Below are 21694 nucleotides of genomic sequence, written 5' to 3' on the forward strand. Positions count from 1 at the left end.
GACATCGATGACACGCCGTTTGAGCCACCTTTTGCCTGCCGTATCCGCCATCGCGCTGCTGAGCGCCTGCACTACGATGGACAGCGCCGCCGACCTTGCCGCCGGGGCAGACGCTCTGAAAGCAGAGCTCGTTGCACCACCGAGCACGGTAGAAGCCTATAGCGAACAGGCCGCGCCGCTGTCGCAACTGGTCGATGCGATCGACATTCCCTACGAACAATTCACGCTCGACAACGGGCTGACCGTGGTGGTGCACGAGGACCGCAAGGCCCCGGTGGTCGCGCTGAGCGTCTGGTACGATGTCGGCTCCAAGCATGAACCCGCCGGCAAGACCGGCTTTGCCCACCTGTTCGAACACCTGATGTTCAACGGCAGCGAGAACGCGCCGGGCGACTTCTTCGAGCCGCTGCAACAGGTCGGCGCGACCAATTTCAACGGCACCACCAACGCCGACCGCACCAACTATTACGAGACGGTGCCGACCGCCGCGCTCGACCGGGCGCTGATGCTGGAATCGGATCGCATGGGCTACCTGCTCGGCGCGGTGACGCAGGAGAAGCTCGATAACCAGATCGGCGTCGTGCAGAACGAAAAGCGGCGCGGCGACAACCGTCCCTATGGCCTGCTGCGCTACGAAGTGGTCGAGAACATCTTCCCGCGCGGCCACCCCTACCACCACTCCACCATCGGCTCGATGGACGACCTGTCGAATGCCACGCTGGACGATGTGAAGCAGTGGTTCCGCGACCACTACGGCCCCAACAACGCGGTGCTCGTGCTGGCCGGCGACATCGACGCCGCCGAAGCGCGCCCAATGGTCGAGAAATGGTTCGGCGCGATCGACCGCGGTCCGGAGGTCGTCCATCCGGACGTGCCGGTGCCGACCCTCGCCGCGAACACCGAAAAGGTGGTGAAGGACCAGATTTCCACCACCCGCATCTATCGCATGTGGCCGATCCCGGGTTCGGGCAGCGCCGACAACATGACGATCGAGCTCGCCGCCTATGCGCTGGGCGGGCTCGCCAGCAGCCGCCTCGACAACGCGCTGGTGCGCGATCAGCAGGTCGCCGTGAGCGTGTCGAGCTGGACCTGGAGCAACGAGGACGCAGGCGTCTTCATCGTGCAGGCCGACGTGAAGCCGGGCACCGACCGCGCCACGGTGGAAGCCGCATTGGATGCACAAGTCGCCAACTACATCGCCGGCGGGCCGACCGCGGGCGAGCTCGAGCGCAGCAAGGTCTCGATCGCATCGGGCACCATTTCCGGCCTCGAATCGACCGGTGGCAAGGCAGTGACGCTGGCCGGCGGCGCGCTCTACAAGGACAACCCCGGCCAGTATGCGGTCGACCTGCAGCGCATGGTCGCCGCCACGCCCGAAAGCGTGACCGCCTTCCTGCAGCGCTGGCTGACCAAGCCGCGCTTCGCCCTCGTCTACGAACCGGGCGAGCGGACCGAAGGCGGCGAAAGCCGCGGCGGTGCGGCGATCCCCGAAGATATCGGCGGGCTCGACGCGGCCGCGCTCGATTATTTCTGCGGTGCCGCCAGCTGTTCGGACGAACAATTGGCCGAACTGTCGTTCCAGGATCGTTCGCAGCTGCCGCCGGTCGGCCAGCTGACCGACCTCGACTTCCCCGATATCGAACGCGCCACGCTGTCGAACGGCATGGAAGTCTATTTCGCCCGCCGCGACGCGGTGCCGACCGTGTCCGTCGAGGTTGCTTTCGATGTAGGCTTCTCCGCCGATCCGCGCGATGCGCTCGGCACCCAGTCGCTGATGCTGGAGCTGATGGAGGAAGGCACCACCTCGCTCGATTCCGTCGCGCTGGCGACCGTGCAGGAAGTGCTCGGCGCCGATATCGGCAGCTCCGCCGACGGGGACTGGACCACGTTCGAACTGTCCGCCCTCGCCCCCAACCTCGCCCCTTCGCTGGCGCTGCTGGCGGACTACATCCGCAACCCCGCCTTTGCGGACAGCGACCTGGAGCGCGTGCGCGCCCAGCAGCTCAACCGGATCGAGTCGGAGCTGAAGAACCCGCAGGCGATGTGGCAGCGCGCCATGGCCGAGGTGTTGTTCGGGGAGCATCCCTATGCCGTACCGCCCAGCGGGACCGGCGATATCGACGTCGTGCGCGGGCTTTCGCGCGGCGACCTTGCCGCCTTCCACGGCAAGTGGCTGCGGCCCGACAACGCGAAGGTCTTCGTGGTCGGCGATACCACGCTGGCCGAGGTTACCGCGCAGCTGGAAGGGGCCTTCGGGTCGTGGGCCGCGCCCGCCACGCCGCTGCCGGCCAAGAACCTCGACGTCGCCGTGCCGGATGCGCGCCAGCGGATCGTCCTCATCGACCGGCCGAATTCGCCGCAATCGGTGCTGACCGCCGGCCGCGTGCTCGATGTGCGCGGCACGGACGACAACACCGCGCTGTTCGCCTCGAACGAGATCCTCGGCGGAAGCTTCCTCAGCCGGATCAACATGAACCTGCGGGAGACCAAGGGCTGGTCCTACGGCTCACGCTCCTTCGTCCAGTCGGCCGTCGACCGCCTCAGCTACGTGGTCGTCGCGGAAATCCAGGCCGACAAGACCGGTGCCTCGCTGCTGGAAATCGAGAAGGAACTGACCGGTTACTCCGGCGACAACGGCGTCACCGCTGCAGAGCTGGAGCGGACCGTCAACGGCAACGTGCGCGAATTGCCGGGCCAGTTCGAAACGTCCGACTCCGTCCTCAACGGGCTGGTCAACATCGTGAAATACGGCCGGCCGGACGATTACTACGAAACGCTGGCCGGCAAGTACGAGGCGCTGACCGCCGATACGCTGGGCGATCTCGCGCGCGAGAACTTCAGCTTCGGCGACCTCGTGTTCGTGATCGTCGGCGATGCTGACGTGGTGATGCCGCAGCTGGCCGATCTCGGCTACGACGTGGAACTTCGCAAGGCCTCTGCGGATTGATAAGAAGACCCCTACCCAAGAACGATAACAGGAGAATTCGAATGACCGATGTTGGTGGCAAGTACGACTGCGTGACCAAGAGCCCGATGGGCGACCAGACCAGCACGCTGACCGTGATCCCGGGCGACGACGGCAAGACCTTTACCGGCACCAACAAGGGCCAGATGGGCGAGCTGGAAGTCAAGGACGGCACGATCGACGGCAACACGCTGACCTGGAAGATGGACATGGTCGTGCCGATGCCGATGACCCTGAACGCCACTGCCACGGTGGAGGGCGACCAGCTCAACGGCACCGTCAACGCCGGCGCCTTCGGCGACATGGCCATGACCGGCACCCGCGTGAACTGACGCGCAGCCGCAGCTAGGGAAAAGGCCCGCCGGAGACGATCCGGCGGGCCTTTCTGTTGCTTCGAGCTTAATGAAGCGGTTCTGCACACTCAATGTAATCGAAACGCATACTTCGTGGATCGTATTCCAGCTGGATTGCCGTGCAGTCACTCCCGGAAACGGCTGGATAATCTTCGAATTTTACCCAACGCCGCTCACCCAACGGCAAGTCCGCTGCGTCCGGGCAACTGACAGACCTGGTCGACCCGTCGATGTTTTCCTGCTTGCAGACTTCGTCTGCGGACAGGGGTGAAGCCACCTCCATGGTGTAAGCGCCGTGCACCTTCCCGCGGTAGAAAGTGTAGTATCTGGCGTACTCTTCAAGCTCGAAGGCATTTGACGGAAGAACAACAGAGGACTCGATCTGGGTCATGAGTCGTTCGGTTTCCGTTTCCGCGTCAGTAGCACACGCCGAAAGACAAATTAGCCAAGGCAGCAGCATCATCCATTGGCCCCGATCGCACTCGACCATGACCATGGAATAGCGCACAGGCTGGTCCCCTACCCGTCCAGCTTCTTGCGCAGGAGTTCGTTCACCACCTGCGGGTTGGCCTTGCCCTGCATCGCCTTCATCGTCTGGCCGACGAAGAAGCCGAACAGCTTGTCCTTGCCCGCGCGGTATTGTTCCACCTTGTCCTGGTTCGCGGCGAGGACCTGGTCGATCTCCGCCTCGATGGCGCCGGTGTCGCTTTCCTGCTTCAGCCCTTCGCGTTCCACGATGGCTTGTGCACCGTCGCCGGTCTCGAGCATCTTTTCGAGGACCTGCTTGGCGATGGAACCGCTGATCGTGCCGTCGGCCACCAGCGCGAGCAGCTCTGCGCCCTTGTCCGGCGTGACGGGGCTGGTCTCCAGCGTCTTGTCCACGCGGTTGAGCGCGCCGAACAATTCGCTGGTGAGCCAGTTGGCCGCCTGTTTCGCGACATCGCCCTTGCCCTTGTTCGCCCGGCGCGCGGTCGCTTCCAGCAGTTGTTCGAACCACGCGGCGGTGTCGACTTCGGCGGTCAGCACATTGGCGTTGTAGGCCGACAGGCCGAGCTCGTTCACATAGCGGTCGCGCTTGGCGTCGGGCAGTTCGGGCAAGGACTCGCGGCATTCGGCCACGAAATCGTCGTCCAGTTCCAGCGGCAGCAGGTCGGGATCGGGGAAGTAGCGATAGTCGTGCGCGTCTTCTTTCGACCGCATGGAGCGGGTTTCGTTGCGATCAGGATCATACAGCCGCGTTTCCTGCACCACCGTGCCGCCGTCCTCGATCAAGTCGACCTGGCGGCGGGCTTCCTGTTCGATCACCGCCATCACGAAGCGCACCGAATTGACGTTCTTCGTTTCCGTGCGGGTGCCGAACTCATCGCCCGGTTTGCGAACGCTAACGTTGACATCGGCACGCATCGAGCCCTGCTCCATGTTGCCGTCGCACGATCCGACGTAGCGCAGGATGGAGCGCAGCTTGCGGACATAGGCGCCCGCTTCTGCGGGGGAGCGCATGTCGGGCTTCGACACGATTTCCATCAGCGCCACGCCGCTGCGGTTGAGATCGACATAGGAGAAGCTGGGATGCTGGTCGTGCATCAGCTTGCCCGCATCCTGCTCCACGTGGATGCGCTCGATCCCGATGGTCTTGTCCTCGGGAATGCCGGCCTTCTCGTCGGCATCGATGACCAGCTGCCCCTCGCCCACCAGCGGGTGGTAGAGCTGGCTGATCTGGTAGCCCTGCGGCAAATCGGCGTAGAAATAGTTCTTTCGGTCGAACCGGCTCCACTTGTTGATCTTCGCATCGATGGCGAGGCCGGTGCGCACCGCCTGGCGGATGCACTCGCGGTTCGGCACCGGCAGCATGCCCGGCATCGCCGCATCGACGAGGGAGACCTGCGTATTCGGCTCCGCCCCGAATTCGGTCGAGGCGCCGGAGAACAGCTTCGCCTGCGTCGAGACCTGCGCGTGGACTTCGAGGCCGATGACGACCTCCCAGTCGCCTGTGGCGCCGTGGATGCGGTATGTACTCATATTTGACTCTCTATCCTGCAAAACGGCCCTGCCTCAGTGTCACGACCATAACAGCCGCTCCAACTCCGGCTCAATCTGCGCGATGCAATATTCCTTGCTGGTGCCCTCGGCGGAGATAGAAAAGAGAGCGTTCTTTTGAAGCAACGCGAAGTCTCTGAGAACAACTTCGTTATCGCTATCCATGAATGTGACGACAAACTCCGACATCAGCACGTGTTTGTTCTCGGCCACCGGCCATTCCGTTTCATGAGGCGAACGCTCTTTCCATTGTCGCAGATGCACTGAATCCGAGAATGTGCCTTCCCTGATCTCCTCAAGCGTCCGGTCCCAGTCAGCAAACGTGCCGGAAACGAAGATGTTCTCCGTCCGGCACAACTCCGCAAACGCTTCCTTAGCGACCAGATTATCCGCATTCATTGCCCGATCTTCGCTCCAAACCCAGAGGCCCAAGCAGACCGGTAACGCGAGACCGATCAGGCAACCGGCTTTCATTTCCAGGTCGCCAAAATGCCAATCACCACCACTTCTCCGGCTGCGCGGTGAACCCGGCGCGCTGTTCGATAGCAAGGCCGGCGTTGAGCACGATCTGCTCGTCCATCGCCGGGCCGACCAGTTGGAGGCCCAGCGGCAGGCCGTCGGCGGTCAGCGTGGCGGGAACGCTCATCGCGGGCAGGCCGGCAAGGCTGGCGGGCACGGCGAACACGTCGTTCAGGTACATCGCCAGCGGATCGTCGCTCTTCTCGCCCAGCGCGAAGGCCGCGCTCGGCGCAGTGGGCGCCAGAATCACGTCGCAATGCTCCCACGCCTGCTGGAAGTCCCGCGCGATCAGCGTGCGGATCTTCTGCGCCTGCGTGTAATAGGCATCGTAGAACCCGGCGCTGAGCACATAGGTGCCGATCATCACGCGGCGCTTCACCTCGTCGCCGAAGCCATCGGCGCGGGTCGCGGCATACATGTCCTGCAGCCCCGCGCCTTCCGGCAGGTCGCGCAGGCCGTAGCGCACGCCGTCATACCGCGCGAGGTTGCTGGAGGCTTCCGCCGGGGCGATGATGTAATAGGCCGGCAGCGCGTATTTCGTGTGCGGCAGGGAGATGTCGACGATCTCGGCCCCCGCATCCTTCAGCCACGCGATCCCCTGGTCCCAGCTGGCCGCGATTTCCGCGTCCATCCCGTCCATCCGGTATTCGCGCGGAATGCCGACGCGCTTGCCCGCAAGGTCGTCCGACAGGCCGCCGAACCAGTCGGGCACGTCCATCTTCAGGCTGGTCGCGTCCTTTGGGTCGAAGCCGGCCATCGCGCCGAGCATGATCGCGCAGTCGGCGACGTCGCGCGCCATCGGCCCGGCCTGGTCGAGGCTGGAGGCGAACGCCACCACGCCCCAGCGCGAGCAGCGGCCATAGGTCGGCTTGATGCCGGTGATGCCGGTAAAGGCGGCGGGCTGGCGGATCGATCCGCCGGTGTCGGTGCCGGTCGCAGCGGGGCACAGCCGGGCGGAGACCGCCGCGCTCGATCCGCCGGACGAGCCGCCGGGGGCGAGCGCCGCATTGTCGCCATTGCCGCGCCGCCACGGCGAGATGACGTTGCCGAAATAGCTCGTCTCGTTCGAAGAGCCCATGGCGAACTGGTCCATGTTGAGCTTGCCCAGCATGGTGCAGCCCGCGTCCCACAGCTTCTGCGACACGGTGCTTTCGTATTCGGGCACGAAGCCTTCGAGGATGTGGCTCGCCGCGGTGGACTGCACGCCCATGGTGCAGAACAGGTCCTTCATGCCGATCGGCACGCCGGCCATGGCGGGCAGGTCCTTGCCATCGCTGCGCGCGGTGTCGACCGCGTCCGCCTGTTCCAGCGCCTTTTCCGGCGTGGCGACGATGAAGGCGTTGAGCGCCGATGCGGCGGCGACATTGGCGTTGTACGCCTCGGTCACTTCGCGCGCGGTGAATTCGCCGCCGCGCACACCGTCGCGAATGGCGCGCACGCCCAGCTGGGTAAGGTCGGTCATTCGATCACCTTGGGCACGGCGAAGAAGCCGTGTTCCGCGTTGGGCGCGTTTGCCAGCACCTTGTCGCGCACGCCGCCGCCGGTCAGCGGGTCGGCATCGACCACGTCGTCGCGCAGGCGCAGCTGGTTGGGGATGACCGCCGTCATCGGCTCCACGTCGCTGCAGTCGACTTCGCCCAACTGGTCCACCCAGCTGAGGATGTTGTTGAGTTCGGGCACCATCGCCTCGCACTGCGCATCGTCGAGCCGGATGCGCGCCAGAGAGGCGATCTTGGCCACTGTTTCCTTATCTACGGACATGGCGAGGGCGTTAGCCTTGCGCAGGCTTTGCTTCAAGCGGTGTTAGCGGGCGCAGCAAACCTATTCGAAGATGTCGCCGACCGGCTTGCCGTCCACATAGACACGCCGCCCGGTGACCTCGCGAATTTCGGCGCTCGCAGGGTCGACTGCCTCCACTTCGAGGCTCCCGTCCTCGCCGCTCGGCGGGGCAGCGGGCGGATCGGGCGGGAACGGCACGAGGTCGGACGGGCGGAAATAGATCTGCCGCGCGGAATAGCCTTCCGTCAGCACGACCATGCGCCGCCCGTCGCGTTCGCCCGCATCGAGAGCGACGCAGCCTTGCTCGCACTGCCACGGGTTGTTGGCGAGATAGCCGTGCACGGCTTCGCGCAAGGCCGTGTCCTCGAATGCGAAGCCCACTTCGCCGTAGCGGTCGGGCCGCACCGGCTCCAGCTCCACATCGTAGCGATTGGCAACCGCCTGCGCGTTGCCGGCCCGCGTCGCGATGGCGGTGTCTTCCGACCGTGCAAGCCGCGCCAGCGCCGCGCGACCGGCATCGCCGAATTCCCACTTCAGCGCCGCGTAATCGAACTCCTCCGCGCTTACCGCCCCGCTTTCCAGCCGGGCGAGCTGGTCGCGCGTGCTGATCGCGCCGAAGTCGAGGATTGGCAGCGCCAGCAGCAGCGCGAGCGCACTGGTGCCGACGGCGAGGTGCAGGTTCGCCTGCCGCAGCGTGTCGCGCCAGGTGCCGGATTTCCATCCGCGCACGAGCGATACGGCGTAGGCCAGGCCATAGGCGGTGGCGACCGCCACGGTCAGCAGCGCCCAGATGCGTTCGGGGCTGAGGCCGTGCTGCCCGATGCGCAGGCCGATGGAGACGGCGGCGAACACCGTCAGCGGCAGGATCAGCGCAGCCAGCACGCGCGCGGACCAGCGCAGCACCGCATTGCCTGTCATCGCGCGGTCGTCATCCCGCAGGATCGCGTTGGCGAGCACAAAGCTTGCCGCAGCGCAGGCGAGCAGCAGCGGCGTGGCGCTTGTCGTGGCGTTCCACAGCACCTGCGGCCCCGACACGACCAGCGCGATCAGGAACAGCGTCAGCGCGGCGGCGAAGGGCACGGCGAGGATCGAGAGCACCAGCATCGCGACATGCTGTACCGTCCCGAGCACGCGGCGCTGGTTGCGCAGGACACCGAGCGCCCCGCCGAATGCCGCGCCTGAGAACATCCAGCCGAAGGCGGGCTCGTGCATGAGGTCGTCGAGGATGTCGATATCGATCGCGCGGAACAACGCCGCGAGCAGGACCAGCAGCAGCCACGAAAGGCCGGTAAAGGCGAAAGCCCCCGCGGCGCTCAGCGCATCCGTCCAGACGTGGAAATGCATCGCCTCATACGAGGTACGCCAGCGATCGCGCAGGAAGCCCGCCTGGAACAGCGGCAGGGCGAGGCCGAGGGCGAGGATACCCGCCGCGACCCAGAACGGCGCATCGGCCGTGTTGTCACCGGCGCTGACGGCCCGATAGGCGATCCCCGCCATCACCAGACCGGCAACGAAGCCGAACAGCGCGGCGCGCAGCTCCCGCCCCTCGTCCATGGCAAAGGCCGCGGCAAGCCCACCGAACAGGGCGAAGGCGGCGAGCGCCATCTTCGTGGGATCGTCGCCCGCGCCGTCTCCGCGCGTGACCGCGAAGATCATGAAGCCGGCGACCGCCAGCAGGCTTGCGAGGATCCACGGCCGCAGCGGCCAGTCGTTCAGGGCAGCCGCCTGCGGCCCTTGCGGTTCGAAATCGCTTTCCATGGGGCGCAAGTTTTCACCCGCCCGCATCTTTGCGCAAGTGGGCGCCGCGAGTTATTCGCCGCGGCGGGTTATTCTGCCGGAGCCGGAGTCGCGCCCTGCTGCTGTTCCTGCAACTGGCGCTGCAGTTCCTGCTGCATCTGCATCTGCTGCTGCATCGCCTCGATCTCCGCGCGGGTGCGGAATTCCAGCAGTTCGACTTCGAAATTGAGGTCCGCGCCGCCCGGGATCGGGCCGCTGCCCGCTTCGCCATAGCCTTCGGCGGCGGGAATCTTCACGCGGTACTTCCCACCCGGCTGCATGACCTGCAGCGCCTTGGAAAAGCCCGGGACCACGCCGTCGACCGGGAAGGCCGCATCGTCGTTCTGGTCGAAAACCGTGCCGTCTTCCAGCGAGCCGGTGTAGGCGACGCGGACGAAATCGTTGGACGCCGGACTGTCGCCCTCGCCTTCCTCGATCACCTGCACCGCGGTGCCGCCATCCAGCGTCTGGACCTTGGGCATGGAGGCCCAGGCAAGGCCGGCCGCGGCCAGCACCAGCACGGCGATCGCCACCCACAGCTTGGTGAGCGAGCCCTGCTTGATCGGGCGGAGGGGTACGCGGGTGATCTCGGTCATTTCAACACATGTCCTGATACGCAAAAGGGCGCGGAAAATTCCGCGCCCTCATGGCTTAGTCGAAAGGTGCCCGCAAGCGCCTATTCGAACGATGGCTCAGCCTTCGCGTTCCATCCGCTTGCGCTCCATCTTGCGGGCACGGCGCACGGCAGCGGCCTTTTCACGGGCGCGCTTCTCGCTCGGCTTTTCGTAGTGGCGACGCAGCTTCATTTCGCGATACACCCCCTCCCGCTGCAGCTTCTTCTTGAGCGCGCGGAGGGCCTGGTCGACATTATTATCGCGAACCATGATCTGCATAAATTACTCAACCTCTTTCAAAACGATGCGGGCAGAGCCCGCCTGCAGTGGCGGGGTTGCCGTTGTATTCCTGTCTGATTAGACAACAAAAAAGGCACCGCATCCGTTCCGGATCGGGCCCGACAGCGCGCTGTATATGCCGAATCGCCGGAAAACGCAAGGCGCTCGCTCGCCGCGCGGCGGCACACGCGACTAGTCAGCCCATCGCGGCGCCGCTAAGGCGCGAACATATGTCTGCCGCCCCTTCCTTCATCCCCACCCTGTCGGTCGCCCTCGGCGGCGCGATGGGCGCTGCCGCGCGCTACCAGCTGGGGCGCGGCATGACCCGCTGGCTGGGGCCGGAGATGGTCAGCGACTTCCCGTGGGCGACGCTGGTGGCGAACGCCGCGGGCAGCCTGCTGATGGGCATCCTCGCCGGCTATCTCGCGCGGCACGGCGCGGGCGGGGACCAGGCGCGGCTACTGCTCGGCGTGGGCCTGCTGGGCGGGTTTACCACCTTCAGCGCATTCAGCCTGGAATGCGTGCTGCTGATCGAGCGCGGCCAGCTTGGCCTTGCCGTGCTCTATGCCCTGCTGAGCGTGGCGCTGGGCATTTCGGCGCTGTTCTTCAGCCTCACGATGATGCGGGTGGCAGGATGAGCGCCGACGGCACGAAAAACCCCGAAGACGAGGTGCGCCAGTTTACCGTTGCGTCGGACGACGACGGCATCCGCCTCGATCGCTGGTTCAAGCGCCACCTGCCGCAGATCGGTTTCGGCATGGTCAGCCGCTGGGCGCGTACCGGACAGGTGCGGGTGGACGGCAAGCGGGTGAAACCGGACGATCGCCTCGCCGCAGGGCAGGTGCTGCGCGTGCCACCGGGCGGGGCGGCAGCCAAACCGCGTAAGCCGGTCGAGCTGTCGGAGGAAGATCGCAGCCTTGCCGCCGATATCCTCATAAAGGAAACCAAGGCCGCGCTGGTGCTGAACAAGCCGCCGGGCCTCGCCACGCAGGGCGGCACCGGCACCACGCGCCATGTCGACCGGCTGCTGGATGCCTACGTGGATGGCGATGCACCGCGCCCGCGGCTGGTCCACCGGCTGGACAAGGATACCAGCGGCGTCCTGCTGATCGCCCGCACGCCGGGCAGCGCGGCGTTCTTTTCCAAGCGCTTTTCCGGGCGCAGCGCCAAGAAGATCTACTGGGCGCTGGTGGTCGGCGTACCCGATATCCACGAAGGATTGATCGAGGCCCCGCTCGCCAAGCAGCCCGGCACCGGCGGCGAGAAGATGCATGTCGACGACGAGGGCGCACCGGCCAGGACGCGCTACCGCGTGGTCGAGAGGGCCGGCAACCGAGCCGCCTGGCTGGAGCTGGAGCCGCTGACCGGGCGCACCCACCAGCTGCGCGTCCACTGCGCGGCGATGGGCCACCCGATCGTGGGCGACGGCAAGTACGGCGGGCAGGATGCCTTCCTGACCGGCAGCATCAGCCGCAAGATGCACCTTCACGCGCGCCGCCTGATCATCGACAGTCCCAATGACGGTAAGAGTTCCGGAAAGATCGACGTCACCGCCGAGCTGCCCGATCATTTTGCGGAATCGATGGAGCAGCTGGGCTTCGACCCTTCCCTGTCCGATGCCGCGCCGGAACAGGGCCCGCCCGAACGCAGCAAGGCGGAAAAGAAGCAAGCGGCGCGCCAGCACGCCAAGCAATACCGCAAGTCGCGCCGGGGCGAGCGCCGCAGCCGCGTGACCTCCCCGGCCAAGGGGGCCGCGAAGAAGAAGCCGCCCAAGAAGCGCTGATGCATCCCAATCCCGCCTTCCGGCGCGACGAACGCGCATTGCACGAGGCGCTGATCGACCAGGTCGGCTTCGGCACGGTTTTCCTGACCACGCCCGACGGACCGCGCGTCGCCCACACCCCGCTCGTGTCGACGGGAGACGGCGCGGTGCAATTCCACCTCGCCCGCGCCAACGCCCTGACCCGCCACTTGCCGGGCGCGACCGCGCTGGCCGTGGTCAACGGGCCGGACGCCTATGTCTCCAGCCGCTGGTACGACGATCCGAACAAGGTGCCGACGTGGAACTACGTCGCGATCGAGCTGGAAGGGCCGGTGCGGCAGATGGAGGAAGAAGGGCTGCTCGGCCTGCTCGAAACCCTGTCTTCGCGGCATGAAGGTCGCATCGCTACCGGCGGCAAGCCGTGGACGATGGACAAGCTGACCCCGCAGGCGATGCGCGCTCCGCTGCGAGGCATCGTGGGCTTCGAGATGGAAGTCATGGCCTGGCGCGAGACGGTCAAGCTGTCGCAGAACCAGCCGGCGGACGAGCGCGAACGGGTCGCTGCCGCGCTGGAAGCCGAAGGCTCGCTCGGCGTTGCCGAACTGATGCGGACGCTGCCGTGAGCGGCCGCCTCGCCATTTTCGATTGCGACGGCACGCTCGTCGACGGGCAGGCGGTCGTGTGCGAGGCGATGGAGCAGGCCTTCGCCCGGATCGGCGCCCCGCCCCCGCCGCGCAGCGCCATCCGCCGCATCGTCGGCCTCAGCCTGCCACAGGCAGTCCGCCACCTGATGCCGGATGGCCAGGATGCGGAACGGGCCGAAGTGGTGGAAGCCTACAAGGAAAATTTCCGCGCCGCGCGCACCGAAGGCCGCCTGGACGAACCGCTGTTCGACGGGATCGAGGCGCTGCTCCGCCGCCTGCATGCGGATGGCTGGGCGCTGGCTGTCGCGACCGGCAAGTCCGACCGCGGGCTGGTCAGCTGCCTGACTGCGCACGGCATTATCGACCTGTTCTCCTCCCTGCAGACGGCCGACCGCCATCCGTCGAAACCCGATCCCGCGATGCTGGCCGAAGCGATGTTCGATTCGGCCACCCCGCCTGCCGACACGGTGATGATCGGCGATACGACGTACGATATCGCCGCCGCCGCCAACGCGGGCGTGCGCGCCATCGGGGTCGAGTGGGGTTATCACGAGGCGGACGAATTGCTGGGCGCCGGCGCCATCGGCGTGGCGCGCGATATGGAGGAACTGGAGGCGATGATCCGTGGCTGACGACCCGAAGCAGCAGGAGAAAGATCCGGCCTTCGCGCGCTTCATGCTGATCCAGCTGAGCCGGCTGGTCGGCATCGTCATGGTTCTGGCGGGCCTCGCCATGGCGAACGGCGTGATCGGGCCGGACCCGGTAGTCGGTTACGTCCTTATCCTCGCCGGCATGGTCGAAACCTTCGTGATCCCCGTCATCATGGCGAAGCAGTTCCGGAGCCCGAAGGAATGAAGCGTTTCTGGAAGGAAACCACGGTCGAGCAGGTCGACGGCGGCTGGCAGGTGGCGCTCGACGGGCGGCGCATTCGCACGCAAGGCGGCGCGCCGCAGATCGTGCCGACCCATGCGCTGGCGCAGGCGCTGGCCGACGAATGGCGGGCGCAGGGAGACAAGGTCGACCCCGCCGCCTTCCCGCTGCGCGACATGGCGGACTATGCCATCGACCATGTCGCGCGCGACCGCGCCGCCGTGACGGACAAGCTACTGCAGTTCCTCGAAACCGACACGCTCTGCTACCGCGCCGACCCGGACGAGCCGTTGTGGCGCAAGCAGGCAGACGTTTGGGAGCCGTTGCTATCCGCCTTCGAAGCGCGCGAAGGCGTGCGGCTGGAGAGGGTCAGCGGCGTCGGCTACCGCGCGCACCCGGAAGAGACGAAGACCGCACTGGCCGAGAGCCTGGCGAAACGCGACGCATTCACGCTGGCCGGGCTGCAGACCCTGGCCTCGCTCGCCGCGTCGCTTTGCGTCGCGCTGGAAGCCAGCGAGGGCGGGGATACGCAAAGCCTGTTCGCCGCAGCCAATCTCGAAGAAGACTGGCAGGCGGAGCAATGGGGCTGGGACCCGGCCGCGCGCGAACGGCGTGACGGGCGCGAGGCGCAATTCGCGGCCGCCGCGCGGTTTATCGAATTGAGCAGGAAGGGCTAGGCACCGCCGGCCCAGTCGGCCACGCCAATCGCCACTTCGTTGGCCGCCTGGTTGAGCGCCGGGCCGACCGCTGCGGCCTGCGGCGCGACGCCTGAGATACGGCTTTCAAAGCGGCGGGTGCGGACCACGTTTTCGCCCGTCGTCAGCATCGCGTCGAACCGCACGATGACGGAGCTGGTGGCCACATCGTACCCCATTTCGCGCAAGGTGCCGGTCAGCTTGGTGTCGGGCAGGACCTGCGCATTGCCGGTGTCGACCACCAGCCGGTCGGTCCGCGCGCGCAGCGTTTCGGCAAGCAGCGTGGTGAACAGGCGCGTCGGGCGTTCCACCCACAGCGCGTCTTGCAGATAGGCGACGTTCGCCGCATCGATCTGCACCGGTACGCGCTGTACGGCGAGCTTCTTGGGCGCGTCGACTTCGCTCACGCCGATGGCCTGTTCGATCAGGCCGCTGCTGCCCGAACCTGCCGGGCGCATGACTTGCGGGGTGAGGTCGAAGAGGCTTTCGGGCGGATCGTCGCCGAAGCTGATGCAGGCGGAAAGCGCTGCGATGACCGGCAAGGCAACCAGCATGCGGATCGATTTCATGGTCTTGTTCCCGGTCGTGGTCATGGCTTGTAATCCGGCAGCTTCTCGCTCCCGATCAGGCTGGTCGCACCTTCGCCCTCCAGCCGTTCGACGATCGCGCGCAGCGACTGGCTGGTGCGCTGCAGGTCGCGCAGCGTGGCTTCGGCAGCGGGCAGCGTTTCGTTGTTCACCCGCGCGGCGGCTGGCTGCACGGAGGCAAGCGTCGCTTCCAGTTCGCGCGTGGCGCCTTCCGCTGCCTGCAGCGTCTGGCGCAGGCTGGCAGCGATAGCGGGCGCTTCTGCGCTGACGCCATCGACGGAGACGGTCGCGCTGCGGAGCAGGCCTTCGGCCTCTGCCAGCGTCTGCGTGCCCTGGTCGGTGGCCCGCTGCAGGGCGTTCAGCGTCTCGGTGATTTCGGGCGCCTGGTCGGCGATCTGGTCGGTCAGGCGCTGCGTGTTGTTGAGGATGCCGGCGATCGAGGCCTGGTTCTCGTCCGACAGCAGCATCGTCAGCCGCTCCGTCAGCGTGGCCACCCGTTCGAGCAGCAGCGGCGCGTTCGCCAGCAATTCGCCGAAGCCGCCGGGCTTGTACGGGATGACCGGCACACCTTCCGGCCCCGGTTCGGTAATCGGCGGCGCATCCTTGCGCGCCCCGTCGAGCTGGATGGTGGATACGCCGGTGAAGCTGCCCAGCACGGTCGCGGTGGTACCTTGCAGGATCGGCACGTTGTCCTTCACCCGGATCCGCACGCGCACGAATTCGGGGTCCTGCGGCCACAATTCGATTTCCTCGACCTGGCCCACGGGCACGCCGGAAAAGCTGACCTGGCTGCCGTTGGCGAGCCCGTCGACGCTGGTCTTGAAGAAGATGTCGTAACGCTGCTGGTCGTCCTTGCCGAGCCCGGCGAGGACGATGATCGCCGCCGCCAGTGCCGCCAGCAGGGCGAGCGTGACGGCACCGACCCACAGATGGTTTGCGCGAGTTTCCATTGCGGCCCTATTCCCCGTTTTCCGGACGCTTGTCCATGGCTGCGGCATCCGCTTTCGCGGTCCCCGCCCGCTGTGCATCCAACTTGTCGGCATCGCCGGTGGTCTTGCCTGCGAGAGCGGCGCGTCCGCGCGGCCCGTTGAAATATTCCTCGATCCACGGATGGCCGGTCTGCTTCAACTCCGGGATCGTGCCGACCGCGATGACCTTCTTGTCCGCCAGCACCGCCACCCGGTCGCAGATCTCGTAGAGCGAATCGAGGTCATGGGTGATGAGGAAGACGGTAAGCCCCAGCGTCTGCTGCAGGTTGCGGGTCAGCTCGTCGAACTTGGCCGCGCCGATCGGGTCGAGGCCGGCGGTCGGCTCGTCGAGGAACAGCAGTTCCGGATCGAGCGCGAGCGCACGGGCGAGGCCGGCGCGCTTCTTCATCCCGCCCGAAAGTTCGCTCGGATACTTGTTCGCCGCCTCTTCCGGCAGCCCCGACAGGCGCACCTTGTAGCGCGCGATCTCGTTCATCAGCCACGGTTCGATGTCGGGATAGAACTGCTTGAGCGGCACCTGCACGTTTTCACCCACCGTCAGGGTGGAGAACAGAGCGCCGCCCTGGAACAGCACGCCCCAGCGGCTGCGCACGCCGATTTCCTCGTCCGGCTCCGCATCGGTCATCGACTTGCCGAAGACCTCGATATCGCCTTCGCTCGGCTGCTGCAGCCCGATGATGGAGCGCATCAGAACCGATTTGCCGGTGCCCGAGCCGCCGACAACGCCGATGATCTCGCCCCGCTTCACATCGAGGTCGAGCCCTTCGTGCACCACCTGTTCGCCAAAGGCGTTGCGCAGGCCCCGCACGCGGATCGGGTATTCGCCGCGGAAGCGCCCGTGGCGGTGGCGCAGGACGTCGGCGGACTTGGGATCCATCAGCCTGGTCATGCCCAGCCCACTTCGCTGAAGAAGACCGCGAAGAACGCGTCGAGCACGATGACGGCGAAGATGCCCTGCACCACGGCGGTGGTGGTGCGCAGGCCGACCTGTTCGGAATCGCCTTTCACCTGCATGCCCTGGTAGCAGCCGGTGAGCGCGATGATGAGGCCGAACAGCGGCGCCTTGATGAGGCCGACCCACAGGTCGTAGCTCGGGACCACTTCCAGCACGCGCGAAAGGAAAGTGGCGAAGGGGATGCCCAGCGTCAGCGCGGACACGAATGCGCCGCCGATGATCGCCATCGCGCTGGCGTAAAAACCGAGCAGCGGCATCATGAACACGATGGCAAGGATGCGCGGCACCACCAGCGCTTCCATCGGCGCTATGCCGATCGTGCGCATCGCGTCCACTTCCTCAGTCAGCTGCATCGTGCCGATCTGCGCGGCAAAGGCGCTGCCGGACCGGCCCGCGACCATGATCGCGGTCATCAGCACGCCCAGTTCGCGCAGGCACAACCTGCCGGTGAGGTTGATGGTGTAGATTTCCGCGCCGAACTGGCGCAGCTGCACCGCGCCCTGCTGCGCCACGACGATGCCGATCAGGAAGCTCATCAACCCGACGATTCCGAGCGCGGAAACGCCGATCAGTTCCATCTGGCGAACCAGCGCCTTGCTGCGGAAACGGCTGGGGTGGCGGATCACGGCGCCCAATGCGGATATCGCCGCACCGAAGAAGGCGACCATGTCGCGCGTGCCGTAGCCGAAATTGATCACCTTGTCGCCGGTTTCGCCCATCACGCGCTGCATGACCGGCGCGCGCTCGGCGCGTACATCGATCTCCTCGCCCTCGTCGCTCTGCACCGCTTCGATCAGGCGGGTGGCGCGTTCGTCCGCGCCTTCGATCGATGCATCGTGCCGATCGGCCACGGACCAGGCGAGATAGGCGCCGACGGTGTCGATCTCCTCCACGCCCGACAGGTCCACGCGGCGCACCTCGCCGTCGAGCGCGCGGACCGACTGGTCCACCTCGCCCACCGTGCTGACCAGCCAGTTGCCTTCCAGCACAAGCGTGCCGTCGTCGTCCTGCCGGAAAAGTGCCCCGTCGCTCATCGCGGGCGCTTATGCGGCGTTTCGCAGGGCCTTACAAGCGTTTGCACGGCCCTGCTTGTAATGGCGCAGGGCCGCTGGCAATGCCGATCGTATGACGAGCGAAACGAATACCGCATCCGGCAACACCCTCGCCACGACCTTCGATCCGGCGGAGATCGAGGCTCGCTGGTATGCGCACTGGGAGGAAAACGGCCTATTCCGGCCGGAACGGCCCGATGCGGAAGCCTTCACGCTGGTGAACCCCCCGCCGAACGTGACGGGCAGCCTGCACATCGGCCACGCGCTCGACAACACGCTGCAGGACATCATCGTGCGGTACGAGCGGCTGCGCGGCAAGGACGCGCTATGGGTCGTCGGCATGGACCACGCCGGCATTGCCACGCAGATGGTGGTCGAACGCCAGATGGAAGCCGCGCAGGACAAGCGGACGAACTACAGCCGCGAGGAATTCGTCGGCAAGGTCTGGGACTGGAAGGCCGAAAGCGGCGGCCAGATCACGAAGCAATTGCGCCGCCTCGGCTGTTCGATGGACTGGAGCCGCGAGCAGTTCACGATGGACGAGCATTTCAGCCGTGCCGTGCTGAAGACCTTCGTCGACCTGTATAACGATGGCCTCATCTACCGCGACAAGCGGCTGGTGAACTGGGACCCCAAGCTGAAGACCGCGATCAGCGACCTGGAGGTCGAGACGCAGGACGTCGCAGGGCATTTCTGGCACTTCAAGTACCCGCTCGAAGACGGCGTGACGCTGGCGAACGGGCAGGACTACATCGAGGTTGCCACCACCCGCCCAGAGACGATGCTGGCCGACATGGCCGTGGCCGTCCACCCGACCGACGAACGCTATGCCAGCGTCGTCGGCAAGCACGTGGTCCTGCCGCTGACCGGCCGCCGCGTACCCATCGTGGCGGACGAGCATGCCGACCCCGAACTCGGCAGCGGCGCGGTGAAAATCACGCCGGGGCACGATTTCAACGACTTCGAGGTCGGCAAGCGTGCGGGCTTCCAGCCGGCCGACATGCTCAACATGCTCGATGCCGAAGCGAACGTCTGCCAGACGGCGGACGGCCTGGTGCCGGACGAATTCATCGGCCTCCACCGCTTCCGCAACATCCACCTTGCGGGCGAAAGCAAGGGCGCGCGCGAGCTCGTGGTCCAGCGGATGAAGGAACAGGGCTACCTGATCCCGCACATCGCGAAGACGAAGAAGGGCGAGGAGCAGGAGCTCGACGCCGAACCGCGCACCATCGCCACCCCCTTCGGCGACCGCGGCGGCGTGGTCATCGAACCGTGGCTGACCGACCAGTGGTATGTCGATGCGGCGAAGCTGGCGGTCAAACCGATCGAAGCGGTGAAGACCGGCGCGGTCGAGATCGTCCCGAAAAGCTGGGAGAAGACCTTCTTCAACTGGATGGAGAACATCCAGCCGTGGTGCGTCAGCCGCCAGCTATGGTGGGGACACCGGATCCCGGCGTGGTACGATGGTGACGGCAACGTGTTCGTCGCCGAAACGGAAGATGAAGCGCAGGCGCTCGCCGGGTCAGGCGTGGAATTGACGCGCGACGACGATGTCCTCGACACGTGGTTCTCCTCCGCCCTGTGGCCTTTCGCCACGCTGGGCTGGCCGGACGAATCACTCCCCTTCCCTGAAGGGAAGGGGTCGGGGGATGGGTCTCCGGCGGATGCAGGGGTAGGCCAAGACCGGCAAGCGTCGAACCCCCACCCCCCAACCCCCTCCCCGCAGGGGAGTGGGAGTTTGCTCGCCAAGCACTACCCCAACGACCTGCTGGTTTCCGGCTTCGACATCCTGTTCTTCTGGGATGCGCGGATGATGATGATGGGGCGCTACCTGACCGGGCAGGACCCGTGGCCGCGCCTCTACCTGCACGGGCTGGTGCGCGCCGCCGACGGGTCCAAGATGTCGAAGTCGAAAGGCAACGTGGTCGATCCGCTCGGCCTGATCGACACCTACGGCGCCGATGCGCTGCGTTTCTTCATGGCGGCGATGGAAAGCCAGGGCCGCGACATCAAGATGGATGACAAGCGGGTGGAGGGGTATCGCAACTTCGCCACCAAGCTGTGGAACGCGACGCGTTTCTGCCAGTCGAACGGCATCGGCGCGAGCGAGACAATCGCTGCGCCTGAAGCGAAGCTGGCCGCCAACCAGTGGATCATCGGCGAGGTCGCAAAGACGATCGAGGTGCTCGAAGCGGCTATGGCCGACCTGCGGTTCGATGCGGCGGCCAACACGATCTACCACTTCACGTGGGACCGGTTCTGCGACTGGTATCTGGAGCTTATCAAGCCGGTCTTCGCGGACGGCGCGAGCGAGGCAGCGGCCGCGGAAACGAGGGCCGTCGCCGGCTGGGCGCTCGACCAGATCCTCGTCATGCTGCACCCCTTCATGCCCTTCATCACCGAAGAGCTGTGGTCCAAGCAGGGGGACAGGGCGAACTATCCGCTCATCACCGCCAAGTGGCCGCAGCCGCAGGCATCGGTGAACTCGCGGGCGGTCGCGGCGATCGACTGGGTCATCACCCTGACCACGGCGACCCGCGGTGCGCGCAACGAGCTGGGCATTTCGCCGGGCGAGAAGCTGGCGGCCTTCATCGCCAGCCCCTCCCCGGTCGCAGCCGGCGTGATCGAGCGCAGCAGCGCCGCGATCGAGCGGCTGGCGCGGCTCACCCCCGTTACCGTGGGCGATGCGCCGGCCGGGCCCGCAATGCAGGTCATCGCAGGCGACGATGTCGTCATCGTGCCGCTGGAAGGCGTGATCGATATCGATGCGGAACGCAGCCGCCTGTCGAAAGCGCGGGAAGCCTCCGCCAAGGAAGCGAAATCGCTCGAAGGCCGGCTCGGCAACGCGAACTTCGTCGAACGCGCCAAGCCGGAAGCCGTCGAAAAGGCGCGCGCCGACCTCGCCCACCACACCGCCGAGGTCGAACGGTTCGACGCGGCGCTCTCGCGGCTGGGATAACAGGCGCGTGAAGCTTGTCCTCGCCGCAATGGAGCCCGGTGGCGGGCCGGAGATCTTCGCCGCATTGCAGGGCGAAGGGGCGAGCGCGGGTCGGCCCGTCGCCTTCGTGCGCCTGTCGCGCTGCAACCTTGCCTGCGTGTGGTGCGACACGCCCTACACCTGGCATTTCGAAGGCGACGAACGCCCGCACGAAAGCGGGGAGGAATGGCCGCGCAAGCCCAACCAGGTCACGCTGGACGTGGCCGACGTGGCGGAGCGCATCCTTTCTTTGGGGCAGGACCGGCTCGTCATAACGGGCGGCGAACCGCTGCTCCAGGGCGCGGCGCTGGCGGAACTGGTCGCCCTGCTGCCCGACATGACCGTGGAGATCGAGACCAACGGCACCACCACCGCGCCGCCGCCGCTCGACATTCGCATCGACCAGTACAACGTCAGCCCCAAGCTCGCCCACAGCGGCAACCCGCGCGAGCTGGCGCTGGTCGCCGAGCGGCTGGACGCCTACGCTACCGATCCGCGCGCGTTCTTCAAGTTCGTGATCCAGCGCGAGGAGGACCTTGACGAGGTGCTGGCGCTGAAGGAACGCTATCGGTTCCCGAACGAACGCACGTTCCTGATGCCCGAAGGCACCAGCAGCGACATGCTGCGCTGGCGCGCCACCTGGCTGGAGCAACTTTGCCTGAAGCACGGTTTGCGCTTCAGCGACCGCCTGCACATCCATATCCACGGTGACACGCGGGGGACCTGAGGTGAAACGCGCGGTCATCGCGCTGGGCATCATCTGGGTGGCGGCGCTGCATGGGATTGCGGCGCTCACCTTCTTCGCGCCGCACTTGCTGGCGGACCAGACCTAGCGGCTCGG

Annotated in this window: 22 protein-coding genes; 10 read left to right on the forward strand and 12 right to left on the reverse strand. The window is 66.3% G+C overall.

What is annotated here, in order from left to right; translation table 11 throughout:
- The first annotated feature begins 7 nt into the window (after positions 1-7).
- Both QQW98_RS02545 and QQW98_RS02550 read left to right on the forward strand, forming a co-directional pair.
- Entirely contained in the window at positions 8-2947 is a 2940-nt protein-coding gene (locus tag QQW98_RS02545; protein WP_290135990.1) for a M16 family metallopeptidase, read from the forward strand.
- Positions 2948-2988: 41 nt separating this feature from the next.
- On the forward strand, positions 2989-3297 hold the full coding sequence (locus tag QQW98_RS02550; protein ID WP_290135991.1) for a hypothetical protein: 309 nt from the start codon (positions 2989-2991) through the stop codon (positions 3295-3297).
- Between the two features lie 67 nt (positions 3298-3364).
- Here QQW98_RS02550 and QQW98_RS02555 read toward each other — a convergent pair whose 3' ends face one another.
- The 8 genes from QQW98_RS02555 to rpsU all read right to left on the reverse strand — a co-directional run bounded on the left by QQW98_RS02555 (position 3365) and on the right by rpsU (position 10322).
- Complete coding sequence (locus QQW98_RS02555; protein ID WP_290135992.1) at positions 3365-3709, reverse strand: hypothetical protein; 345 nt, start codon at positions 3707-3709, stop codon at positions 3365-3367.
- Positions 3710-3837: 128 nt separating this feature from the next.
- A complete protein-coding gene (gene gatB, locus QQW98_RS02560; RefSeq protein ID WP_290135993.1) occupies positions 3838-5337 on the reverse strand; it encodes an Asp-tRNA(Asn)/Glu-tRNA(Gln) amidotransferase subunit GatB in 1500 nt (499 codons plus the stop codon).
- A gap of 39 nt (positions 5338-5376) precedes the next feature.
- Positions 5377-5904 (reverse strand): hypothetical protein, encoded by a 528-nt coding sequence (locus tag QQW98_RS02565; protein ID WP_290136959.1) that lies wholly within the window; start codon positions 5902-5904, stop codon positions 5377-5379.
- Complete coding sequence (gene gatA / locus QQW98_RS02570) at positions 5852-7336, reverse strand: Asp-tRNA(Asn)/Glu-tRNA(Gln) amidotransferase subunit GatA (protein ID WP_290135994.1); 1485 nt, start codon at positions 7334-7336, stop codon at positions 5852-5854. The genes QQW98_RS02565 and gatA overlap by 53 nt, the downstream gene beginning before the upstream one ends.
- Positions 7333-7635, reverse strand: a complete 303-nt coding sequence (gene gatC / locus QQW98_RS02575) for an Asp-tRNA(Asn)/Glu-tRNA(Gln) amidotransferase subunit GatC (RefSeq protein WP_290135995.1) — start codon at positions 7633-7635, stop codon at positions 7333-7335. The genes gatA and gatC overlap by 4 nt, the downstream gene beginning before the upstream one ends.
- A 60-nt stretch (positions 7636-7695) precedes the next feature.
- Entirely contained in the window at positions 7696-9411 is a 1716-nt protein-coding gene (locus QQW98_RS02580) for a DUF4153 domain-containing protein (protein WP_290135996.1), read from the reverse strand.
- 68 nt (positions 9412-9479) lie between these two features.
- Positions 9480-10025, reverse strand: a complete 546-nt coding sequence (locus tag QQW98_RS02585) for an FKBP-type peptidyl-prolyl cis-trans isomerase (RefSeq protein ID WP_290135997.1) — start codon at positions 10023-10025, stop codon at positions 9480-9482.
- A 96-nt stretch (positions 10026-10121) separates the two neighbouring features.
- On the reverse strand, positions 10122-10322 hold the full coding sequence (gene rpsU / locus QQW98_RS02590; protein WP_290135998.1) for a 30S ribosomal protein S21: 201 nt from the start codon (positions 10320-10322) through the stop codon (positions 10122-10124).
- A gap of 230 nt (positions 10323-10552) precedes the next feature.
- Between rpsU and crcB the strand changes: the two genes are divergently transcribed.
- The 6 genes from crcB to QQW98_RS02620 are packed head-to-tail and all read left to right on the forward strand — an operon-like array spanning position 10553 to position 14275.
- On the forward strand, positions 10553-10960 hold the full coding sequence (gene crcB / locus QQW98_RS02595; protein ID WP_290135999.1) for a fluoride efflux transporter CrcB: 408 nt from the start codon (positions 10553-10555) through the stop codon (positions 10958-10960).
- On the forward strand, positions 10957-12105 hold the full coding sequence (locus tag QQW98_RS02600; protein ID WP_290136000.1) for an RluA family pseudouridine synthase: 1149 nt from the start codon (positions 10957-10959) through the stop codon (positions 12103-12105). Before crcB ends, QQW98_RS02600 begins: the two co-directional genes overlap by 4 nt.
- Positions 12105-12707: an FMN-binding negative transcriptional regulator gene (locus QQW98_RS02605; protein WP_290136001.1), complete on the forward strand. Its 603-nt coding sequence runs from the start codon at positions 12105-12107 to the stop codon at positions 12705-12707. The genes QQW98_RS02600 and QQW98_RS02605 overlap by 1 nt, the downstream gene beginning before the upstream one ends.
- Positions 12704-13360 carry an HAD-IA family hydrolase gene (locus QQW98_RS02610; protein WP_290136002.1) on the forward strand — a complete coding sequence of 219 codons (657 nt, stop codon included), beginning with the start codon at positions 12704-12706 and terminating at the stop codon, positions 13358-13360. The genes QQW98_RS02605 and QQW98_RS02610 overlap by 4 nt, the downstream gene beginning before the upstream one ends.
- Complete coding sequence (locus QQW98_RS02615) at positions 13353-13583, forward strand: hypothetical protein (protein ID WP_290136003.1); 231 nt, start codon at positions 13353-13355, stop codon at positions 13581-13583. The genes QQW98_RS02610 and QQW98_RS02615 overlap by 8 nt, the downstream gene beginning before the upstream one ends.
- Positions 13580-14275 carry an ATP12 family chaperone protein gene (locus QQW98_RS02620; protein WP_290136004.1) on the forward strand — a complete coding sequence of 232 codons (696 nt, stop codon included), beginning with the start codon at positions 13580-13582 and terminating at the stop codon, positions 14273-14275. Before QQW98_RS02615 ends, QQW98_RS02620 begins: the two co-directional genes overlap by 4 nt.
- On the opposite strand, the gene QQW98_RS02625 is transcribed toward QQW98_RS02620, so the two are convergent.
- Genes QQW98_RS02625 through QQW98_RS02640 form a run of 4 tightly spaced genes read right to left on the reverse strand, consistent with a single transcriptional unit; the run spans position 14272 to position 17858 of the window.
- Positions 14272-14886, reverse strand: a complete 615-nt coding sequence (locus QQW98_RS02625; protein ID WP_290136005.1) for an ABC-type transport auxiliary lipoprotein family protein — start codon at positions 14884-14886, stop codon at positions 14272-14274. The two genes, QQW98_RS02620 and QQW98_RS02625, sit on opposite strands and share 4 nt — an antisense overlap.
- Positions 14883-15830: an MlaD family protein gene (locus tag QQW98_RS02630; protein WP_290136006.1), complete on the reverse strand. Its 948-nt coding sequence runs from the start codon at positions 15828-15830 to the stop codon at positions 14883-14885. Before QQW98_RS02630 ends, QQW98_RS02625 begins: the two co-directional genes overlap by 4 nt.
- Before the next feature lie 7 nt (positions 15831-15837).
- Complete coding sequence (locus tag QQW98_RS02635; RefSeq protein ID WP_290136839.1) at positions 15838-16746, reverse strand: ABC transporter ATP-binding protein; 909 nt, start codon at positions 16744-16746, stop codon at positions 15838-15840.
- Positions 16747-16754: 8 nt separating this feature from the next.
- The gene (locus QQW98_RS02640; RefSeq protein WP_290136007.1) at positions 16755-17858 is read right to left on the reverse strand and encodes an ABC transporter permease; all 1104 of its coding nucleotides are present in this window, start codon (positions 17856-17858) and stop codon (positions 16755-16757) included.
- Positions 17859-17949: 91 nt separating this feature from the next.
- On the opposite strand from QQW98_RS02640, the gene QQW98_RS02645 reads away from it, so the two are divergent.
- Positions 17950-20835, forward strand: coding sequence for a valine--tRNA ligase (locus QQW98_RS02645; RefSeq protein ID WP_290136008.1), 2886 nt, complete (start codon positions 17950-17952; stop codon positions 20833-20835).
- 7 nt (positions 20836-20842) lie between these two features.
- Complete coding sequence (locus tag QQW98_RS02650) at positions 20843-21580, forward strand: 7-carboxy-7-deazaguanine synthase QueE (RefSeq protein ID WP_290136009.1); 738 nt, start codon at positions 20843-20845, stop codon at positions 21578-21580.
- Positions 21581-21694 lie beyond the last annotated feature (114 nt).

The sequence above is a fragment of the Alteriqipengyuania flavescens genome (assembly GCF_030406725.1).
GTDB classification, from domain to species: Bacteria; Pseudomonadota; Alphaproteobacteria; order Sphingomonadales; family Sphingomonadaceae; genus Alteriqipengyuania_B; species Alteriqipengyuania_B flavescens.

Coding starts and splice junctions, on each gene's coding strand:
- QQW98_RS02545 (WP_290135990.1), top strand. CDS start 8: ATGACACGCCGTTTGAGCCACCTTTTGCCTGCCGTATCCGCCATCGCG.
- QQW98_RS02550 (WP_290135991.1), top strand. CDS start 2,989: ATGACCGATGTTGGTGGCAAGTACGACTGCGTGACCAAGAGCCCGATG.
- QQW98_RS02555 (WP_290135992.1), bottom strand. CDS start 3,709: ATGACCCAGATCGAGTCCTCTGTTGTTCTTCCGTCAAATGCCTTCGAG.
- gatB (WP_290135993.1), bottom strand. CDS start 5,337: ATGAGTACATACCGCATCCACGGCGCCACAGGCGACTGGGAGGTCGTC.
- gatA (WP_290135994.1), bottom strand. CDS start 7,336: ATGACCGACCTTACCCAGCTGGGCGTGCGCGCCATTCGCGACGGTGTG.
- gatC (WP_290135995.1), bottom strand. CDS start 7,635: ATGTCCGTAGATAAGGAAACAGTGGCCAAGATCGCCTCTCTGGCGCGC.
- QQW98_RS02580 (WP_290135996.1), bottom strand. CDS start 9,411: ATGGAAAGCGATTTCGAACCGCAAGGGCCGCAGGCGGCTGCCCTGAAC.
- QQW98_RS02585 (WP_290135997.1), bottom strand. CDS start 10,025: ATGACCGAGATCACCCGCGTACCCCTCCGCCCGATCAAGCAGGGCTCG.
- rpsU (WP_290135998.1), bottom strand. CDS start 10,322: ATGCAGATCATGGTTCGCGATAATAATGTCGACCAGGCCCTCCGCGCG.
- crcB (WP_290135999.1), top strand. CDS start 10,553: ATGTCTGCCGCCCCTTCCTTCATCCCCACCCTGTCGGTCGCCCTCGGC.
- QQW98_RS02600 (WP_290136000.1), top strand. CDS start 10,957: ATGAGCGCCGACGGCACGAAAAACCCCGAAGACGAGGTGCGCCAGTTT.
- QQW98_RS02605 (WP_290136001.1), top strand. CDS start 12,105: ATGCATCCCAATCCCGCCTTCCGGCGCGACGAACGCGCATTGCACGAG.
- QQW98_RS02620 (WP_290136004.1), top strand. CDS start 13,580: ATGAAGCGTTTCTGGAAGGAAACCACGGTCGAGCAGGTCGACGGCGGC.
- QQW98_RS02625 (WP_290136005.1), bottom strand. CDS start 14,886: ATGACCACGACCGGGAACAAGACCATGAAATCGATCCGCATGCTGGTT.
- QQW98_RS02630 (WP_290136006.1), bottom strand. CDS start 15,830: ATGGAAACTCGCGCAAACCATCTGTGGGTCGGTGCCGTCACGCTCGCC.
- QQW98_RS02635 (WP_290136839.1), bottom strand. CDS start 16,746: ATGGATCCCAAGTCCGCCGACGTCCTGCGCCACCGCCACGGGCGCTTC.
- QQW98_RS02640 (WP_290136007.1), bottom strand. CDS start 17,858: ATGAGCGACGGGGCACTTTTCCGGCAGGACGACGACGGCACGCTTGTG.
- QQW98_RS02645 (WP_290136008.1), top strand. CDS start 17,950: ATGACGAGCGAAACGAATACCGCATCCGGCAACACCCTCGCCACGACC.